Annotated in this window: 17 protein-coding genes; 6 read left to right on the top strand and 11 right to left on the bottom strand. The window is 66.9% G+C overall.

Annotated elements, in window-relative coordinates; translation table 11 throughout:
• Positions 1 to 68: 68 nt before the first annotated feature.
• A complete protein-coding gene (locus tag GGD82_RS00345; RefSeq protein WP_150060735.1) occupies positions 69 to 2,120 on the top strand; it encodes an O-linked N-acetylglucosamine transferase family protein in 2,052 nt (683 codons plus the stop codon).
• Positions 2,121 to 2,127: 7 nt separating this feature from the next.
• Here GGD82_RS00345 and GGD82_RS00340 read toward each other — a convergent pair whose 3' ends face one another.
• The 7 genes from GGD82_RS00340 to nifH all read right to left on the bottom strand — a co-directional run bounded on the left by GGD82_RS00340 (position 2,128) and on the right by nifH (position 10,108).
• Entirely contained in the window at positions 2,128 to 2,604 is a 477-nt protein-coding gene (locus tag GGD82_RS00340; protein WP_150060736.1) for a hypothetical protein, read from the bottom strand.
• A gap of 136 nt (positions 2,605 to 2,740) precedes the next feature.
• The gene (locus GGD82_RS21310) at positions 2,741 to 3,844 is read right to left on the bottom strand and encodes an SPOR domain-containing protein (protein ID WP_150060737.1); all 1,104 of its coding nucleotides are present in this window, start codon (positions 3,842 to 3,844) and stop codon (positions 2,741 to 2,743) included.
• Between the two features lie 774 nt (positions 3,845 to 4,618).
• The gene (locus tag GGD82_RS00330) at positions 4,619 to 5,380 is read right to left on the bottom strand and encodes a protein phosphatase CheZ (protein WP_246163676.1); all 762 of its coding nucleotides are present in this window, start codon (positions 5,378 to 5,380) and stop codon (positions 4,619 to 4,621) included.
• A 343-nt stretch (positions 5,381 to 5,723) separates the two neighbouring features.
• A complete protein-coding gene (locus GGD82_RS00325) occupies positions 5,724 to 6,020 on the bottom strand; it encodes a ferredoxin family protein (protein ID WP_150060739.1) in 297 nt (98 codons plus the stop codon).
• A gap of 83 nt (positions 6,021 to 6,103) precedes the next feature.
• Positions 6,104 to 7,642 (bottom strand): nitrogenase molybdenum-iron protein subunit beta, encoded by a 1,539-nt coding sequence (gene nifK, locus GGD82_RS00320; protein WP_150060740.1) that lies wholly within the window; start codon positions 7,640 to 7,642, stop codon positions 6,104 to 6,106.
• A gap of 24 nt (positions 7,643 to 7,666) precedes the next feature.
• Positions 7,667 to 9,130 carry a nitrogenase molybdenum-iron protein alpha chain gene (gene nifD / locus GGD82_RS00315; protein ID WP_150060741.1) on the bottom strand — a complete coding sequence of 488 codons (1,464 nt, stop codon included), beginning with the start codon at positions 9,128 to 9,130 and terminating at the stop codon, positions 7,667 to 7,669.
• A gap of 93 nt (positions 9,131 to 9,223) precedes the next feature.
• A complete protein-coding gene (gene nifH, locus GGD82_RS00310) occupies positions 9,224 to 10,108 on the bottom strand; it encodes a nitrogenase iron protein (protein WP_150060742.1) in 885 nt (294 codons plus the stop codon).
• A 415-nt stretch (positions 10,109 to 10,523) separates the two neighbouring features.
• On the opposite strand from nifH, the gene GGD82_RS00305 reads away from it, so the two are divergent.
• Entirely contained in the window at positions 10,524 to 11,333 is an 810-nt protein-coding gene (locus tag GGD82_RS00305; protein ID WP_260178148.1) for an NAD(+)--dinitrogen-reductase ADP-D-ribosyltransferase, read from the top strand.
• Positions 11,330 to 12,319 carry an ADP-ribosyl-[dinitrogen reductase] hydrolase gene (gene draG / locus GGD82_RS00300; protein ID WP_150060744.1) on the top strand — a complete coding sequence of 330 codons (990 nt, stop codon included), beginning with the start codon at positions 11,330 to 11,332 and terminating at the stop codon, positions 12,317 to 12,319. The genes GGD82_RS00305 and draG overlap by 4 nt, the downstream gene beginning before the upstream one ends.
• A 199-nt stretch (positions 12,320 to 12,518) precedes the next feature.
• Here draG and nifT read toward each other — a convergent pair whose 3' ends face one another.
• From nifT to nifB, 4 genes are read right to left on the bottom strand one after another with little or no spacing between them, the layout of a single operon-like run.
• On the bottom strand, positions 12,519 to 12,731 hold the full coding sequence (gene nifT, locus GGD82_RS00295) for a putative nitrogen fixation protein NifT (protein WP_150060745.1): 213 nt from the start codon (positions 12,729 to 12,731) through the stop codon (positions 12,519 to 12,521).
• Positions 12,728 to 13,033 (bottom strand): nitrogen fixation protein NifZ, encoded by a 306-nt coding sequence (locus tag GGD82_RS00290; RefSeq protein ID WP_150060746.1) that lies wholly within the window; start codon positions 13,031 to 13,033, stop codon positions 12,728 to 12,730. Before GGD82_RS00290 ends, nifT begins: the two co-directional genes overlap by 4 nt.
• Positions 13,034 to 13,051: 18 nt before the next feature.
• Positions 13,052 to 13,279, bottom strand: coding sequence for a 4Fe-4S dicluster domain-containing protein (locus GGD82_RS00285; RefSeq protein ID WP_281292700.1), 228 nt, complete (start codon positions 13,277 to 13,279; stop codon positions 13,052 to 13,054).
• Positions 13,280 to 13,303: 24 nt separating this feature from the next.
• Positions 13,304 to 14,848 carry a nitrogenase cofactor biosynthesis protein NifB gene (nifB, locus tag GGD82_RS00280; RefSeq protein WP_246163677.1) on the bottom strand — a complete coding sequence of 515 codons (1,545 nt, stop codon included), beginning with the start codon at positions 14,846 to 14,848 and terminating at the stop codon, positions 13,304 to 13,306.
• A 324-nt stretch (positions 14,849 to 15,172) separates the two neighbouring features.
• Between nifB and GGD82_RS00275 the strand changes: the two genes are divergently transcribed.
• The 3 genes from GGD82_RS00275 to nifW are packed head-to-tail and all read left to right on the top strand — an operon-like array spanning position 15,173 to position 17,065.
• A complete protein-coding gene (locus GGD82_RS00275; protein ID WP_150060748.1) occupies positions 15,173 to 15,493 on the top strand; it encodes a HesB/IscA family protein in 321 nt (106 codons plus the stop codon).
• 19 nt (positions 15,494 to 15,512) lie between these two features.
• A complete protein-coding gene (gene nifV, locus GGD82_RS00270) occupies positions 15,513 to 16,733 on the top strand; it encodes a homocitrate synthase (RefSeq protein WP_375782110.1) in 1,221 nt (406 codons plus the stop codon).
• Positions 16,730 to 17,065, top strand: coding sequence for a nitrogenase-stabilizing/protective protein NifW (nifW, locus tag GGD82_RS00265; protein ID WP_150060749.1), 336 nt, complete (start codon positions 16,730 to 16,732; stop codon positions 17,063 to 17,065). Before nifV ends, nifW begins: the two co-directional genes overlap by 4 nt.
• Position 17,066: the final 1 nt, after the last annotated feature.

Below are 17,066 nucleotides of genomic sequence, written 5' to 3'. Positions count from 1 at the left end.
ACGGCTCGACATCGCTATAAGAGGGGCGCCGCCCTGTCGTGATGCCCGCCCCGTGGTGATGTAAGTCCGTGGTCGAACCCAACGCCCCCGCACCCACTCCCGTCGACTCCGCCGCGCGTGCCCTGTTCTCGCGTGCCGTGACCGCGCTTCAGGCCGGCCGGCATGACGAGGCAGAGGCCGTGTTCGCGCGGGTCGTCGAGCGGCTGCCCGCCCACGCCAACAGTTGGCGCAACCTGGGCCTCATCCGGCATGCCCGGGGAGAGACCCGGGACGGGTGGCGGTGCCTGCGCCGCGCGCTCCTCCTCGACCCTGCCATCGCCGAGACGCCCGGCCTGCCCTTGAGCCGCGTGTGTGCCGATGCGCATCGCACCGCCCAACATGCCGGCCTCACCGCCAACGTCGACGCCATTGCGCGCGACTGGCTGCGGTGGTGCCCGAACGATTCGGCCGCCCTGGGCGCCGCCGTCATGGCGGCCCTGGCCGCCGGAGCCCTGGACCAGACCGCCGCGTTGCTGGCCAACCGCCCGACCGAGGGCGACCGCGACCCGACCCTGAATCACGGTCGCGCGCTGCTTGCGCTGGCCCGAGGCCAGGCCACGACCGCGCGACGCGCCGCTCGGGCTGCCCTGTGCGCGGCGCCGGGTTACGCCGCCGCCTGGACCACCCTGGGCACCGTGGCGACCCGCCACCAGGACGGGGAGGATGCGGAGCCCGCGTTCCGGCGCGCCCTTCACCTGGATCCCGCCAACACCGGCGCCGTGATGGGGCTGGCCGCGCTCCGCCTTTCAGAGGGCGACGCCGACGCCGCCGCCGCCCTCGTGCTGCGCGTGCCGCCCACCCTGCGGCGATCGCCGGCCCTGATCGGGGACGTGCTCTCCATCCTCCATCATGCCCCAGGCATCACGACCGACAGGATCGCCGCCGAGCACGCGGGCGTGGAACCGCGCGCAGGAGCCTGGACCCCCGCCGCGACGCCGCAGGACCCAGCGCCCGCGCCGTTGCGCGTGGTGTATGTGGGCGACCTCGGCCGCCCTCAGGTCGCCGCGCTGGCTCTGCCGGCCATCGAAGCGCACGCCCGGCCGAACGCTTCGGCCCGTATCGCCGCCCACCTCGTCCACGCAACCCCGGCCGACCACGCCCCGACACCGCCCCCGTCGGGCATCGTCGGCGTGCCGGTCCACACCGTGCCGACCGCCAGCCCCCAGGCCCTCCTGGAAACGATTCGGACCCTGAGTCCGCATGTGCTGGTGCTGCTGACGCCCACCACCCTGCCCCAGGCCCTGGAGGCGCTGGCGGAGCGCCCGGCGCCAGTCCAGGTGCTCTGGGGCGATGTATTCGGCGGCCTCGGCTTGCCGGCTCTCGACGCCCTGCTGACTGACGCGGCGCATGTCGCTGACCCAACGCTTCTGCCGGAGCGTCCGGTCTGTCTGCCGCACGGCGCCTATTTTTTCCAGCCGCCACCCGACGCGCCAGATCCCGGCCCACCTCCCATGCGCACGCGCGGCCATCTGACCTTCGGTTCGTTCAACCGGATGGACAAGATCAACGACCCGCTGCTGGCGCGGTGGGGCCGCGTTCTGGCGGCCTGTCCCGGCGCCCGTCTCGTCGTTCAGGCGCGGGCGCTGGACCGCGCCGCCGTGCGGGCCGCCCTGCGCGCGCGCATGACCCGAGCGGGGCTCGACATCGACCGGGTGTCTCTCGAAGGGGGGCGTGACCGCGCCGGCATGATGGCGCTGTATGCCACGGTCGACGTCGCGCTGGACAGCGATCCCTGGTCCGGGGGCCTGACGGTTCTGGAACTGCTGTGGATGGGCGTACCAACGATCACCCTCGCCGGCCGCTATCCCAACGGCCGGCACGCCGTGTCCCACCTGACCCGCGCCGGGCTCGCCGACTGGATAGCGACCACCCCGGAGGACTACGTTACCCGCGCCATCATGATGGATCGCCAGCGCGACGCACTGACTGACATCCGGGCCCATCTGAGGGACCGGCTTCGGGGCTTGCCCCTGTGCGATCCGGCAGCCTACGCCGCGCAGCTTGAGGACGCCTTCCGCGCCCTCTGGGCCGATCATGCGGCCGGACGCCCACCAGGGTCGGGCGGCGCAGGGCAGACGTGACGCCGGCTCACTCCGGCTTGGGCACCCAAAGAGTCTGCCAGCCGTCCAGCTCGGTCGTATTGCCGAGCCACGGGTTGAGCGCCCGTACCACGGCATCCGTCGTCCCCTCGCGCGCCGCGAAGGCCGACACCGTATCGCCGGCCTCGGCCATGGCCCGCTGAATCGGGAAGTCCGCCGTGCCACGCACCTCCCGGACCTCCAGGCGGGTGCGGTTCGCCTCGGCAAGATCGGCCTCAAGCTGATCGACGCGCGCGCTCAGACCCTCGCCGATCCGCAGCGCGGCCTCCAGTTCCCGAACAACCGCATCGCGTTCCTCCGCCAACGCGCCGACCTGACTGCGCAGGGCCTGTCGCTCCGCGCGCAGGTCCGCCAGCGCCGCCTCCCGATCCTCAACAGTGGTCCACGCGTAGGCCGTCACGCCCACGAGGGCGGCGACCGCCACCACACTGATCCACCAGGGTGTGCGTGACTGCCGGGGTGCCATGCCTGCCCTCCCATGCCTTCGGTTCCGCAACGATGCCGGCGGTGGCTCTGTCCCCGCCACGCCGAACTCGGGTTTGGACGAGTGACGGGCGGCTCCGGTCCTGGGCCGCCCGCCGTTCCGCCCCGTGGGTGTCGGGTTAGAACGTCTTCACGTCGCAGACTGAGCCCATCTCTTCAATCTTGCCGCACAGACCGCGCGCGCGCTGCGGCGATTCGAAGGGCCCAGCATACAGTCTTTGATAGGTCCCCTGCGCCCCGAGATCCACGCGCTGCAGGCGCGGCGACAGGCCGGACAGAAGGTTGGGATAGGCCGTCTGGAACTTGGCCCAGCCCGACCGTGCCGCGGCCTCGCTCCGGAACGACGCCAATCGGACACCCGCGCCCGACCATCCGCCCGACGGGGGCGCCGAGGCGGACGCCGCCGCAGTCGCCGCAGGGGCCGCGCGTGTCGGTGCCGGAGCCGCGACAGGCGCGGGAGCCGGCGCGGGCGTTGAGGCCGATGGCGTGTCAGCCGGCGGCATGGCCGAGGGCACGGCCGGCATCGCGGCCGGAGCCGACGGCGTTGCACCCGACGATGCGCCGCCCTCCGATTGCGGCGCCAGCGGAGTCGCCCGAACCGGCGCGGCCGGTGCCGTATCGGGCCGCGGGGCGTTGGCCATATCCGGGCTGGCGGCGGCACTGGCCGCATTGTCGAAGGACACCAGGGACCGCGTTTCCTGTTGCTGGTCGGCCGTGGTGACCTCGCGGCGGACGAAATACCCCGCAGTCGGCGCGTAGTAGGTGTTCAGGCGCAACCCATCGGACCGCGCGCAAGCGACCTTGTGCGTGTTGAAGGTGCCGGCCTCGACATCGATCCGGGACACACCCACGACGCGGCAGTTCCAGGCCAGCGATTGGCTGTACGGCGGCTGTTCCATGCCGACCGCAACGACGAAACTGCTTTCGTTGCCGACCGCGAGCGGCCACAGCGCGCCGGTCTGGCTCTGGATGATCCGGGTCACCTGACCGAATCCAGGCGCCGCCGATTCGATGCTGGGCATCAAGGGATCGACCTGGGTGACGCGGGAGGCGCCCTGATCGCTTTCCCATGTCACGCGGTCATCGTCCACCGCCACGACCGTCCAGCGTTCCTGTGGATTGTCAAACACGTAGGTGTCGCCCACGGTCGCGCGCGGCAATGGTGAGGCCCCGATCGGTCCGGCCGGATCGACCATCGGCGCAGCGGCGGACGCCGCCGTCACGGGCGATCCGCTCCCGGTCCCATTCCCCTCTTCCGACGTCTCGCAACTCGCGAGGGCCAGTGCCACGCACACGATACCGCCACCGATCATGACCGGAGAACGGAGGGACCGGTCGGCCGCGCTCCGCCGCGCTGATTCGTTGGACCGTCTCATCTGACGTCTACCTCCTTCGCTCGCGGGGCCCACGCCCGCGCTCGCCCGGCCGGCGGCCCCGACGCACCAAAGCCCGCGTCAAACGGACCTCCACACCATGGCAGAGAACCACCAAAGGAGTTTTAAATCAAGGGATAAATGAGCAAGAACAGGTAGTTCCAGAGCGTTTTTCGCCTTGCATATTAGCTTTTCACGCCCTCCCCTCTCGCGGCGGCGCCGCGCAGCCCCATGAGGGGCGGGCTCCGCGCCGAACGGCCGGCCCGACTCCTCGGTGTCTTCCGTCGCATCGAGAGCCTGCTCGGTGGCACAGGACTCCTCGAACAGGCTCTAGGATCTTGATTTTGAAGCAAATCGTCGCCGTGACCTATCTGTTCCAAATTGCTCGGGATTTGCTCCAAGCCGGGGCCGCGGTGCCCGAAAACAGAAAGCCCCACCGCCGTCTCAGCGACGGGGGTGGGGACTCACAGCGGGATGGCGAGCCTAACGGCATCGACCCCGGAACGGGTCCCGTAGGAGCCGCGCAGATCCAGGCTTTCACACGCGGACAGAGCCGCAACAAGGACGACCGCGAGAAACACCCGCTGGCACCCCGCCGTCGGGGACCGGAACACGGGACGGCGGTCATCCAAACAGGGCGTCGATGTCATCCTGGCTCAGCCCCTTGTTGGCGAGTTGGGGGCCATTCAGAAGCTTGCTTTCATCCGCCGGATCGTCCGCCACGTCCTCGTCCGGCAACGGCAGATCCAAGAACGCCTCACGCCCCCAGTCCTCGACGATCGTACGGATGCGATCCTCGATGAACTCCAGGGTTTTGACGACCTTGTTGACGCGCTGCCCGGTGATGTCCTGGAAGTTGCAGGCTTCCATGATCCGGCCAACCTGCTCGTTGATGTCGCGGAGTTTTGGCGCGAACGCGTCGGCCTCGCCCATCTCGGACAGCATATCCACCGCGTGGTTACTGATGGTTTCGCTGGCGTCGAGGATATCGTTGGTAGCGGCCTCCGTGGCGTCGACGATTGCGTCGAGCTCGTTGGCCGCCTTGATCATCCGGTCTTCGTCCGCCGAACGCAGGGGATGCTTGATCTCGGCGATCTCGCGCTTGGTGGAGGCCAGACTGCGCACCATGCGGGCGACTTCGATCCGCAGGAGTTCCGCTTCCCGCTTCCAGTCGTTCCCGGCGTCGGCATAGGAGGCCGGGTCGTGCGGCGCCCGGGGCGGCGCCTCGGCCACCGGAACCGGCTCGGCCGGAGGAGGAGGAGGCGCCTTCACGGCGTCCACCAGCTCGGACCGAAGGTCACCGATATCGCCACGCAAACTCTTGATTTCATCGAGCAGCGCGGTAATCGCGCCCGTTTCGGCGCCCGCGCCGACGTCAAACACCATCGCGGCGTCTTCCCCGCGGCGCAAATGGCGCTCGATGGAGAACGTGCGTTTCGGGCCTGCCGCCCGCGCCTGCGTTCGTGTCGTGGGCGTAGCACCCGCCCTGACCGCTGCCTCGTCCATGTACGCTCCCTTTTGATCCGCTCCGGACCACCCGGGATCACCCGCGGTGTGTTATCATACGACTTGGGAAGGAGCGTTGTAAAACCGCGCGACCCCTTTTGGTCGGACGAAAGCCCCCCTGACGAAAAAAAGACGGCCACCCAAGGGCGACCGCCACACTCACACAGAGGATCGACATCCAAGCGTATCCGGGCGGGTCACAGAGTGACCCGCGTCCCATTCATCATCCAAACTTGAACTGGATCCCGTAGCCGCCACGCGGATAGTTCCACTGCAGTTCACCCGTCTCGGCCGTCAGCACGCGGCAGGTACCACACTCCATGCAGCCGTCCGGCAACACCTCGACGGTTCCGTCGTCGGCCTTCTGATAGCAGCCGGCGGGGCACAGCTTAACCAGCGCCTGGAGCACGTCCGACGGGACGGTGTGCGGCTCGATGCACACATGCGGGTTGCCCTCGTCAACCTTGTACCGATTCTGGAAGAGCTTGTCCTCGACCTTGATGGAGTTGCTCTCAAGCATTGCCCTGTCCTCCTGGTTGCCGGGAAACCGGGAGCGGCGCACGGTGGAGACACCGCCGCACGCCGCTGCGCCGAGTCACTGTCTTAGCGGGTGAGATCGTAACTGATACCGGGCTTTTCCGTGTCCCGGTCCAGTTTGTCAAGCACCGCGTCAAGCAGCGTCACGAGAACCCGCAGACCACCCTGATAGCCCAGAGTCGGGAAGCGGTGGTGATGGTGCCGGTCGAAGATCGGGAACGTCAACCGGATCAGAGGGATTCCAAGGTCCTGTTGCAGGAACTTGCCGTGCGAACTGCCGATCACGAACTCGGCCGGCTCGGTCGCAAGCAGGGACCGCAGATGCCACAGATCCTTGCGCGGCCACACCTGGGTGTCCTTGCCGAACGGCGAGTCTTCCAGCAGGGCCTTCATCTTCTTTTCCCAAGCCGGGTTGCCGTTGGTGGACAGGCAGTGCACCGGCTCGACACCCAGCTCCAGCAGGAACGCGGTCATGCCGTAGACGAAGTCCGGGTCCCCGAAGACGGCCATCTTGCGGCCATGCAACCAGGACTGGCTGTCCGTCATGGCGTCGACCAGACGGCCGCGCTCCAACTCCAGGCTTTCCGGAATGGCCTTGCCCGTGATCTCGGACACCGCCATCAGGAACGCGTCGGTCGCCGACACGCCCATCGGGTAGTTGAAGGCCTGGGTCGTCTGGCTGGTTTCGTCCGCCACCATCTCCAGAGTCTTCTCGGAGCACCACTGCTGCAGCGCCAGCGTGGCCTTGGCGTTCCGGGCCGCCTTGATCTCGTCGATCGTGGTGCCCCCCGCGTACATGCGGAAGGTGCCATCGGTCGGCGTGTCGAAGACGTCCGAGACGTCGGAGAGGAGGGTGTGCTCAACCCCCATCAGGTCCAGCATCCGGGTCAGTTCGCGATTGTTGGCGACCGCGAAGCCGTCGAAGCCCGGAATGATGTTGATCGCCTCGCCCGGGGTCGGCTCGCCCTCTTCCTTGGTCCAGAAGTTGGCGACGATGCTCTTGACCATGACGTCGTAGCCATTGACGTGGCTGCCGACGAAGGCCGGGGTGTGCGCGAAGGGAACCGGGAACTCCTTGCTGAAGCCGTTCTTTTCCTTCGCCTGGATGACGAACGAGTTCAGATCGTCCCCGATCACTTCAGCCATGCAGGTGGTCGAGATGGCGATCATCTTCGGGTCGTACAGCGCCGAGGCGTTGGTCAGACCGTCGACCAGGTTCTGCAGGCCACCGAACACGGCGGCGTCCTCGGTCATCGAGGTGGAGACCGCCGAGCACGGCTCCTTGAAGTGACGCGCCAGGTGCGAGCGGTAATACGCGACGCAGCCCTGCGAGCCGTGCACCATCGACAGGCAGCCGTCGAAGCCGGCGGCGGCGAACACGGCGCCCAGCGGCTGGCAGGCCTTGGCGGGGTTCACGGTCAGAACCTCACGGTTGAAGTTCTTCTCGCGGTAATCCCAGGACTTGGTCCAGTCGGCAATCTCCTGGACCTTCTCTTCCGGATGCGGACACTCAAAGGCGTTCCGCTTGCTCTCGAACATGGCCTCGTATTCCGGCTCCCGGAACAGCGTGGCATGGTCAAGCACGCGATCTGCGTTCTGTGGCATGGTCTTTCTCCACGCGAGAGGGGATCAGGAAGCGGCCTTCCAGGGCGCCTTGGTGAGGCTCCAGACCGGGCTGTTGACGGCCATGTCCATGTCGCGGGCGAACACCGCGAAGCCATCGTAGCCATGGTACGGGCCGGAGTAGTCCCACGAGTGCATCTGCCGGAACGGAATGCCCATCTTCTGCGTGGCATACTTTTCCTTGATGCCCGAGCCGACCAGGTCGGGACGCAGCTTCTCGATGAACTGCTCCAGCTCGAAGCCGGTCACATCATCGTAGATCAGCGTGCCTTCCTTCACGTAGGGGCTGGTCCGCTTGTAATCGTCGCCATGGGCGAATTCGTAGCCGGTGCCGATGATGTCCATGCCCAGGTCGTCGTAGGCCGTCGCGACGTGGCGGGGCCGCAGGCCACCGACGTACAGCATGACCTTCTTGTTCTCCAGGCGCGGCTTGTACTTGGCCAGAACCGCGTCGACCATCGGCTGGTACTTGGCGATCACCGCCTCGGCGTTCTTCTGGATCGTCTCGTCGAACTTCGACGCGATGTCACGCAGCGACTTGGCGATCTGGGTCGGGCCGAAGAAGTTGAACTCCATCCAGGGCACACCGAACGTCTCTTCCATGTGACGGCAGATGTAGTTCATCGACCGGTAGCAGTGGATGAGGTTCAGCTTCGCCTTCGGGGCGTGTTCCATTTCCGACAACGTGCAGTCACCGGACCAGACGGACACGACACGCAGACCAAGCTCTTCCAGCAGGCGCCGGGAGGCCCAGGCGTCACCACCGATGTTGTAGTCGCCGATGACGTTGACGTCGTAGTCGGTGCCGCCGTCCGCGTTGGCCTTGTCCTTCAGGACGTAGTCGCGAATGGTGTCGTTGGCGATGTGGTGGCCCAGCGACTGGGACACGCCACGGAAGCCCTCGCAGCGCACCGGCACGATCGTCTTGCCGATTTCCTTGGCCTTCTTCTTGGCGACACCCTCGATGTCGTCGCCGATCAGGCCGATCGGGCACTCGGACTGGACGGTCACACCCTTGTTCAGCGGGAACAGGGTCTCGATCTCGTCGATCATGGTGCCCAGCTTCTTATCGCCGCCGAACACAATGTCGCGTTCCTGGAAGTCCGAGGTCACCTGCATGGTGACGAAGGAGTTGATGCCCGTCGTGCCGTTGAAGTAGTTGCGGCGCTGGGACCAGGAGTAGTGGCCACAGCCCACCGGGCCGTGGGAAATGTGAACCATGTCCTTGATCGGGCCCCATACCACGCCCTTCGAGCCGGCGTAGGCGCAGCCACGAATGGTCATGACGCCGGGGATCGACTTCACGTTCGACTTCACGCCGCACCCAGGGGCGTCCTCGCCCTCCGCGGTGCGGGCCACGGTCAGATGCTTGCTCCGGCGCTTGCCGAACTTCGCGGGATATGCGGACAAGACCTCGGCGATCAGGTCCTCGCCGGAAACGGTGCCGCCGGCTTCATCCAAGGGGGTCATTGCGTCCTCCATGGGAACTGAAAGGAATGAGAGGCAAAGAAGGACGTGACCGCCAGGCCGCGCCGAAGCGCGGCCGGCGACACGGACAAGGCCTTAGGCCGACGCCTTTTCCTTGGCTTCCAGCTCGGCGAGCTGCTGCTCCTCGGTCTTCAGGATGCCGAACTCCATCAGCATCTCTTCCAGCTCTTCCATCGTAATCGGCGTGGGGATCACGCCCTTGCCCGAATTCTCGTGGATCTTGCGGGCCAGTTCGCGGTATTCGCCGGCCTGCTTGGAATCCGGGGCGTACTGGATCACCGTCTGACGACGCAGCTCGGCATGCTGCACGATGTTGTCACGCGGCACGAAGTGGATCAGCTTGGTCCCCAGGCGGCCAGCCAGAGCCTCGGACAGTTCCAGTTCCTTGTCGGTGCGGCGCTCGTTGCAGATCAGGCCGCCGAGGCGCACACCACCGGAGTGGGCATACTTCAGAATGCCCTTGGCGATGTTGTTGGCGGCGTACAGGGCCATCATCTCGCCGGACATGACGATGTAGATTTCCTGGGCCTTGTTCTCGCGGATCGGCATGGCGAAGCCGCCGCAGACCACGTCACCCAGCACGTCGTAGGAGATGTAGTCCATATCGTCGTAGGCGCCGTTCTCCTCGAGGAAGTTGATGGCGGTGATGACGCCACGGCCGGCGCAACCCACGCCCGGCTCCGGACCACCCGCCTCGACGCACTTGATGTCCTTGTAGCCGATCTTGACCACGTCCTCGAGTTCCAGGTCCTCAACCGAACCCGCCTCGGCGGCCAGGTGAAGCACGGTATCCTGGAGCTTGGTGTTCAGGATCAGACGGGTCGAGTCCGCCTTCGGGTCGCAGCCGACGATCATGATCTTCTGGTCCAGCTCGACCAGAGCGGCGAGAGTGTTCTGGGAGGTCGTCGACTTGCCAATGCCACCCTTGCCGTAGAAGGCGATCTGACGCAGTGCGCTCATGGTAGTGTCTCCTTGTCCGTGTGGCGGTGACCGTCCGGTCTGTCGCCGGACCGTGGTCTGGGGACACAATTGGCAAGAGCCGTGCCAACGTCGGAACCGACCCTTATTTTTTGTGAAGTACGTTTTTTTTCAATGTGATGTCGAGCCACACACCGGGAGTGCGGGACGTGTGTAGGGCTGTTCGGAACTCGACAAACCACCGTTCACCCGTGTCGGGATTGGCACAGGATCCCCGGCTCTGTCGGACCCCGCCCCTTTGCACGCCGGTTTGTGTCGGGGAGCGGCAACTGGAATAAAAATTGCTGAGGGAACAACCATGACCACCGTGATCCCGCCCGTTCCGCCCGGAGCCGTCCCACCGCCCCTTGCGTCTGAACCCGAACCCGTCCGCCGCCCGCTTGGACACTCCAGCAACATGGTGGGCGTCACGTCCGCCTATCTGGCCAGCCCGGATTTCAACGACGGCAACGAGCCGCTCGACCTGCCGCACGTGCGCGCGACCACGCGGTCGTTCTTTGACATGCTGGCGGAGGCGGAGGACATCGACGACGCCGTGCAGGCCTTCCACGCCTACATGGCGGCCACGTTCTGTCTGGAGCCCGACCAGTACGACCCGATCGAGCGCAAACGGAAGGGGAACACCGGCCGCGCGGCTTCGGACGGAACGCGGCGATTCCGCTCCAGCTACCTGCGGCTTCTGAAGGGCTGGATGTTCGAGACCGGCGGCGCCGAGGGCGCCGTGCTGAAAGGGTGGGTGGAAAGCCGGTTCGGTCTGCTGCCGACGTGGCATGGCGAGCCGATCACGCACATTCCCTGCACGGCATGGCTGAAGTACGTGGAGCAGAAAATGAACAGTCGGTTTCACGACAACGCCATCCACTGCCAACTCGATCTCGTGTTTACCTTTTGCCAGTGGGTGTTGCGCCGGTTCGTCGCCGGAGAAACCCAGCACCTCGTCCTCTATCGGGGGGTAAACCCCTCGGGCGAGGACATGATCCTGGAGCGGACCGACCGACGCCATGCGCTGGTCCGCTTCAACAATTTAACGTCATTCACCGCCGATAAGACGGTGGCGGAGTGTTTTGGGGACTGGATCATCACCGCTCGCGTCCCCGTCGCAAAGGTCGTGTTCTATGCCGACCTGTTGCCCCGCCATCCCCTGAAGGGGGAAGCCGAATATCTTGTGATCGGCGGCGACTACCGCGTGGAGATGGCTCCGCTATGACCAGACCCGTAAGCCAGTCCGTCCTGCCCCCCGAGACCCTACCGCCCAACCTGTTGACCGACGATGGCGATCCGCCGGTGGTCGACCCGTTCGCCGATCCCGAAGCCTTGGAGGACCGGGCGCTCGGGGCGTATCTCGGCCTCGCCATCGGCGACGCGCTCGGCGCGACCGTTGAGTTCATGACCCATCGCGAGATCGAGCACCGCTATGGCGTGCACAGTCGCATGGTCGGCGGCGGCTGGCTCAACTTGGCCCCCGGTCAGGTGACCGATGACACCGGCATGGCCCTGGCCCTCGGCCGCGCGCTGATCTCGACCGGAGGCTTCAGCCCCCAGGCCGTGGCGGACGCGTTCATCGCATGGCTTAAGAGCAAGCCGGTGGACTGCGGCAACACCGTCCGGCGCGGGCTGCGACGCGCCATGACGCACGGCACCCTGCACGCGCCCTACAACGACGGTGACGGCGGCAACGGTGCCGCCATGCGGCTGGCGCCGGTCGCCATCGCCACGCTGGGAGCGCCGGACGACGAAATGATCGCATGGGTCCTGGGACAGGCCCGCATCACCCACCACCAGCGCTATTCCGACGCCGCCTGTGTGGCGTTGGTGCGAATGGTGCACCGCGCCTTGCGCGGCGAAGGCATGGCGGGCGTGCGGGCGGAGGCCAACCGTCTCGTTGAAACGGAAAAGAAATTCCGCTTCACGCCCTACCGGGGCTACAGCTCGGCCTACATCATCGACACCATGCAAACCGTGCTGCATTACTACTTTTCGACCGACAGCCTGCGCGGCTGCATCATCGAAACCGTGAATCAGGGCGGGGACGCCGACACGACCGGCGCCATTGCCGGCATGGTGGCGGGCGCGACCCACGGGGCCTCGGACCTGCCCAGCGCCTGGACCCGCAAGCTGGACAAGAGCGTGTCGGCCGAGATCCGGGCGCAGACCCGGGCGCTGCTGATGCTGGCCCAGCGCTGGCGCGATTGACACCGACCGTTGGGTCGCCGGCTCCAGATACGACGCGGCGCCAAACATGAAACGGCGCCCCATATGAAACGGCGGATGCCCCGGGACCAAGGCACCCGCCGTGTTCACTTTCCGACACAGACATCCGACATTTTGGTCCGAGCGGGGAGGATGCCGGCCTAGATCGGCACTCCCACGCGGACCCTGTCGGCCCCCGGGCTTATTCGCCCGTGCTGGTCCGTCGTGCGTCGAGGGTCAACGGAAGCGGCGTATCCGACGCCATCTCGGGAAGATCGAAGGTCCACCCGTTACCGAGTTCGATCCAGCCACCCCACAGGTCCGGCTTTTCGCTGGCCACGATGGCCTCTTCCAGGTCTTTTTTCGGCACGTAGGCCTCGTAGCCGCCGTCCCCGCGACGGATGGTGATCTTCATTCGCTCCTCTCCCGAGTTTCGGCGCGCTCGGCGCTTTCCAGTTCCCCGGCCCGCAAGCCGACGATCCTATTCAGCCCAATGAAGTCGACGGCGTAAATCCGGTAGCGTTGCAAAAAGCTGCCGATATCCCGCACGTAGCCTTCATTGCCGGGCTGCACCAGAACGTCGCCCACAGCGAGGCCCGGAAACGTGCCGTCATTCCGGACGAGGGCCGTGGCCCGGACCTTTTCCCCCAGTTGAAAGGCCGGAGGCAGGTCGATCTCCAGGGGACCGGTGGTCTCGCCATCGTCAGCCGTGGACATACGCCGCTCTCCGTCTGGTTAGGCCGCCTTCACGCAGGTGCCGGGCACAGGGCACACGGCGTCGCACTGCGGCTCGTCGAACTGGCCCGCGCACTCGGTGCACGCGGCCGGATCGATCTTGTAGGTGTCGCCCTTCATGCTGATGGCGCCGTTGGGGCACTCGAACTCGCACGCGCCGCACTGGGTGCACTGGGACGCAAGAATCTTATAGGCCATGGTCTGTCTTTTCCTTCTGTTTTGGGACACATACCGGGTCCGGATCACACACCGTCAGGCGGGCTGCGACACGGCACCCATAGGTGCGCCGACCGCGTCGGCATACCAGTCGGCGATGACCGTCTCAATGGTCTCGTGGCGGGTATCCTGGTGGCAGGCGATACCCGCCGCCTCCAAGCGACGGCGCGGGCCGTCGCCGACTTTGACGCACACCATCGCGGACACGCCCTCCAGCACCGTCAGGATGGTGTCGAGGCGCTCGGATTCGCCGTACCCGCCCAGGCAATAGTTGTCCGCGCGGCGGATCCCCGCGAACCGGATGCCCTCGGCGCCGACCTTGTAGATGTGGAACTCGGTCGCCTTGCCGAAGTGCAGGTTGACCCGGGCGCCGCCGCGCGTGCACACGGCCACCAGACGGTCCTCAGCGGCCGGCGCCGCCGCCGCGACCACGGCCTCAGCCTCGTCGGCGGCCACCTTGTGGGCGGCGCGGCTGTCGGCGACGACTTCGCGCCAAGCCGCACGGATCTCCGGATCCGGCCGCGGCGTGTCGTCGGCCGTCGCCGCGGGCGCCATGGTGTCGATGCTCTGGCACTGGTCCTCGCCCAGCATGCCGACGGCGTCGGCGCGGCACTGGCGGCAGTGCTTCATCAGGCGGGCGTCGTTGCCGAGGGATTCCCGCAAAGTGTGGATTTCCGCCGGGGACGGACCCCGCCGCCCCTCCAGGCCGAACTTAGTGCCGTGCGCCGGGTCGGAGATCAGCGGCATGACGTTGTGGAGGAAGGCTCCGCGCGCGCGAACGGCCGTGTTCACCTCGGTCAGGTGCTCGTCGTTGATGCCCGGGATCATCACCGAGTTCACCTTGACCAGCACGCCAGCCTCAACCGCGCGCTCCAGGCCTTCCATCTGGCGCTCATGGAGAATGCGAGCGGCCTCGACGCCCTTCCATCGCTTGTGATTGTGGAAGATCCAGGGGTAGATCTCAGCGCCGATCTCCGGATCGAGGTAATTGATCGTGATCGTGACATGGCCGATGTCCAGCGCCTTCAGCGCGTCGACATGGTCGGGCAGCGCCAGCCCGTTGGTGGACAGGCAGAGCGTCAGGTCCGGCAAGGCGGCGCGGATCAACTCGAACGTCTTCAGGGTCCGTTCGGCCTGGAACAGGGCGTCGCCCGGTCCGGCGATGCCGACCACCGAGAGCTGAGGCAGGCGCGCCGCAACGTTGCGCACCTTGGCCAGCGCGCCCTCGGGCGTCAGGCGCCCGCTGACGACCCCCGGCCGGCTCTCGTTGGAGCAATCGTACTTCCGATTGCAGTAGTTGCACTGGATGTTGCAGCCGGGCGCCACCGCCACATGCATACGGGCGAAGTAGTGGTGCGCATCCTCCGAGTAGCACGGATGGTCCTTGATGCGCTCCCACGTCGCCGCGTCCATGGCCTCGCGCCGCTTGTTGTGGGGCACGCGAGCGGACGCGGCGCCACCGGCACGGGCCAGCCGCGCAACCGAGGCGGTCGAACGGGACGCGGCCATGGTGGCGCGAAGGTCGGCGGTCGAGGCGACAGTGGCAAGTCCGTCGAGCGATACGCGCGGCAACGTGGTCATGGGGCGGTCTCCCGGTGAAAAGGGACGATGACCGGTCATCAGCAAACAGGATGCCACCCGACCCGCCCGCCCCATCAGGCCGCCCAAAAACGGCCGAAACCCGCGCCTCTCAGGGGCTTACATCCCGCCCCCGGAACCACTGTGTCGCTGTCCGGCCCCCGACACGATAAGGGACGGTTTGTCGCATGCCCGACACGACATCGCGGATCGCCGTTCCGACAAACCGGCGGATTTCCGGGACTTTTTGCTCTGCGGCAAGACTGGCACGACGCTTGCGGACGGCATGAGTCCATCGGCTTGATATATGCCCAAGGAGGCCCAACCATGCTGGACATCACCGACGCGGCCCGCAGCGCCATTCGCGTGGCCCTGAACCAGTCCGACGCCGCAAACGGCCTTCGGATCGTGGTGGCCGCCGGGGGGTGCGCCGGCCTTCAATACCGCCTGGGGCTCGCGGCCGGCGCCGAGGACGGCGATGCGGTGAAGACCTTCGACGATGGCCTGACGGTGTACGTCGATCCCGAAAGCGCGACCCTGCTGAACGGCACCACGGTGGACTTCGTGGAGGACGAGCGCGGCGCCGGGTTCGTGTTCGACAACCCCAACGCCGCCGGGCGCTGCGCCTGCAGCGGCGGCGGCTGCTGAGAGGGAGGGCCGGGTTATGATGATGCTTCCCACTCCCGTGGTCCTGACCGACACGACCCTCCGCGACGGCGAGCAGACCGCCGGGGTCGCCTTTACCCGCGCCGAGAAGCTGGCGATCGCCCGCGCGCTCGACGACGCCGGCGTGCCGGAGCTTGAGGTCGGCATCCCCGCCATGGGCGCCGAGGAACAGGACGACATCCGCGCCATCGTGGCCTTGCGGCTCCGCGCCATGCCGTTCGTCTGGTGCCGCCTGACGGACGCCGACATCGACGCCGGGCTGGCCTGTGGCGTGTCGATGCTCCATGTCTCGACGCCGGTGTCGGACCTTCAGATCAAGGGCAAGCTGGGCCGCTCCCGCGCCTGGGTGCTAAAGACCCTGGACCGGCTCGTACGCAAGGCCCGCGATGCCGGGGTCACGGTCAGTGTGGGCGGCGAGGACTCCTCCCGCGCCGATCCCGCCTTCATCGCCCAGGTGGTCGAGACTGTCGAACGCGCCGGCGCCCGCCGGTTCCGGTTCGCCGACACGCTGGGCCTTCTCGATCCCTTCGCCGCGCGACAGGCGTTTGCCAATCTGCGCGCGACCACGGACCTGGAACTGGAGATTCATGCCCACGACGACCTCGGCCTCGCTGTCGCCAACTCGCTGGCCGCCGTACTCGGCGGGGCGACCCACGTCAGCACGACCGTCGCCGGCCTGGGCGAGCGCGCCGGCAACGCCGCGCTTGAGGATGTCGCCGTGGCCCTGAACTCCCTGTACGGGCGGCCGACGGGCGTGGTCGCGTCACGCCTGTCCGCCCTGGCCGAACTCGTGGCGGAGGCGGCCGAACGGCCCCTGCCCGTCGGCAAGAGTGTGGTCGGCGCTGGCGTGTTCCGTCATGAAAGCGGAATCCATGTGCAGGGTTTGCTGCGCGATCCGGTCACCTATACGGGACTCGACCCGGCCCAGTTGGGGCGCAGCCACCAGTTCGTCGTCGGCAAGCATTCCGGCGCGGCCAGTCTGACCCATGCCTGCAAGGCCCTCGGCCTGACACTGGCGTCCGGACAGGCCACCCGAATGGTGGCCCTGCTGCGGGCACACTACCGTCACACCAAGCGCGCACCGGACAGCACCGACCTGCATACCTGGTATGCGGTGACCCGTGCGAGTGATTCCGCTATGGTAACGAGCGATATCCTACCCCTCGCGCCCGCGCCGTGCCGGCCGGTCCACGCACCCCTGGCCACGGAGATGCTGTCATGAGCACGATTCTTGCGGGGCTGACCCAGCTTTCAGCAGCAGAAGAGTTCTTCGAGGCTCTTGACGTGCCATATGATTCCTCCGTATTGGCTTCCAGCAGATTGCACATCCTCAAACGCTTTGGGGAGTACGCGGCCGCCGACCCATCGTTGGCGGACGATTCCGAGTTCCTGCGCGCCTGTCTGGCGCGCGCCCATACCGACTTCATTGAGTCGGATGCCCGCCGTGAAAAAGTCTTCGCGGTCTTTCGTCAGCAGCACGCCGACGGGGCCGGCCGGACCTTCATTCCGCTGGAGGCCCTGACCCCGTCCCCGTCCACCGCCAGGGGAGGTTGAG

This window comes from Roseospira marina, from assembly GCF_014197855.1.
Classification (GTDB): Bacteria; Pseudomonadota; Alphaproteobacteria; order Rhodospirillales; family Rhodospirillaceae; genus Rhodospira; species Rhodospira marina.
Note: the sequence above shows the minus strand (reverse complement) of the source record. Positions and strands in the feature narration are given on the sequence as shown.